The following is a 1,920-nucleotide window of genomic DNA, read 5'->3' on the forward strand; positions in this document are numbered from 1 at the left end:
TGGTCGAGGCGCTCAATCCTGCGCGCAGCACGGCGTACAACCCGCTGGTGCAGATCCTGCTGACGGTGCAGCAGGATGCCGGCATCCCGCTGGCGGAAGGCGAGACGCGCTTCATCGGCGGACGCACGGCGAAGTTCGACCTTGCACTCAATGCCTTCGCGTCTCCGGATGGCCTGGTTCTTGCTCTCAACTACTGCAAGGCACTGTTCGGGCAGCGCACGATCGTTGCGTTTGCGGATCAACTGACGACCTTGCTCGATGCGGTGTCCGCGCAGCCCGATCTGCCGATCGCGTCGCTCGATCTGGTCGGCGAGGGCGAACGCGAGTGGCTGCTGGCCCGGGCCGGTGGCGGCGGATGGCCCGGTTCGACCGAGGACGATCGGCTGTACGTGCTCGATGAACGTCTTCAGCTGTCGCCGCTCGGCGTCGAAGGCGAGCTGTGCATCGGCGGTTCGCGTGTCGAACGTGCCGCCCGCTCGGGCGCGTACGATGCGATCGTCCTGTCCACGCTGGACGGCGAACGCGTGGTGCTGCGCACCGGTCGGCGCGTGCGTTACGACCATGCGGGACGGCTGGTCGCTTCTGCGGAATGTTCGCGGCGCTACTGGATTTCGACGCTGGCCGGCCTGCCTGTGCGCCATGGTCTGCCGATGTCGGAAACGCGGTCGCCGGCGACCGATCCTGTCGCGACCCTGGAAGTGCAGGCTGACCGGCTCGACTTCCGCGGCCTGCGGCAACTGGCCTCCCGGCACGATGTGCCACTGTCGGCAGCGCTGCTTGCCGGCTTCTCGATCCTGCTCTCGCGCTATGGCTGCGAACGCGACGTGGTCGTGGGCTTCGCCGATTCGCGTCCTGTTCCGTCCGAGCTGCGGTCGCTCTGCGTTCCGGAAACCGTGCTTCTGCCATTGCGGATCGACTGCGATGCGATGCGTTCGACACACTCGCTTCTGCTGCAGGCCGGACAGGCACTGCTCGATGCGCGGACGCATCGCGACATGTCGCCGGATGCGCTGGCGACCTTGTGCGATCCGCCACGGTCGCCGGGCGATGGCGCGCTGTTCCAGATCGCGCTGGCCTTCGGCGAAGGTGCATGGCCCGATCAGATTTCGATGACCGGCCTGGACCTCGGTCTGCAGGCCTGTCTCACCGCTGATGCGATGCGGTTGCGCTTCGTGTTCCGGGAGTCGAGCTTCGCTCCTGCGCTGATGCGCAGGATGGCCGACGATCTTGTCGCGATCATCGACCAGCTTGTACGCGATGCCTGTGGGGCGTTGCGCGATTTCGCCCTGATGCATGTTTTACCGTCCCGGGCGCCGCAGATCGAACAGGTCAGCGTGGTCGATCCGCAGTCCATTGCCGAGGACGCCTGCCTGCACGAGCTGTTCGAACAGCAGGCGGCACGCACCCCGGATCGGATCGCGCTGCGCCACGGCCAAGCCGTTCTCACCTATGCGCAGCTCGACGCCCGCGCCAACCGCATCGCCGCCGCCCTGCGTGCGCGTGGCGCCGGGCCGGGCACCCTCGTCGGCGTCTGCCTGCCGCGCGGCATCGATCTTGTCGTCGCGATCCTCGCCATCCTCAAGAGCGGTGCGGCCTATGTCCCGATGGATCCGGACTACCCGGTCGAACGCCTGCGCTACATCGCCACCGATGCCGCCCTCGACTGCGTGCTCGGTGCCCCGGCGACCCGCCACTGCGTCGATGGACTGCCGCTCGAACTGATCGATGTCACCGACCTCGCACGGTTCGAGGCCCAGCCCGACAGCAGTGTCGCGGTCTCGATGGACAACGCCGCGCTGGCCTACCTGATCTACACCTCGGGCACCACCGGCCAGCCCAAGGGCGTGATGATCGAGCACCGCAACGCGGTCGCGTTCCTGGCCTGGGCCCATCGCGTCTACACGCGGGAGCACCTGGCGG

The 1,920-nt window shown here is 67.5% G+C and carries 1 protein-coding gene; it reads left to right on the forward strand.

The window, feature by feature from the left end; translation table 11 throughout:
* Nucleotides 1-1,920, forward strand: a 1,920-nt coding sequence (locus ACFQ0E_RS19120; RefSeq protein WP_386826617.1) for an AMP-binding protein, incomplete at both ends; no start/stop codon positions are given.

Origin of the sequence: Lysobacter brunescens (genome assembly GCF_042677005.1) — a bacterium.
Lineage (GTDB): Bacteria > Pseudomonadota > Gammaproteobacteria > Xanthomonadales > Xanthomonadaceae > Lysobacter_I > Lysobacter_I brunescens.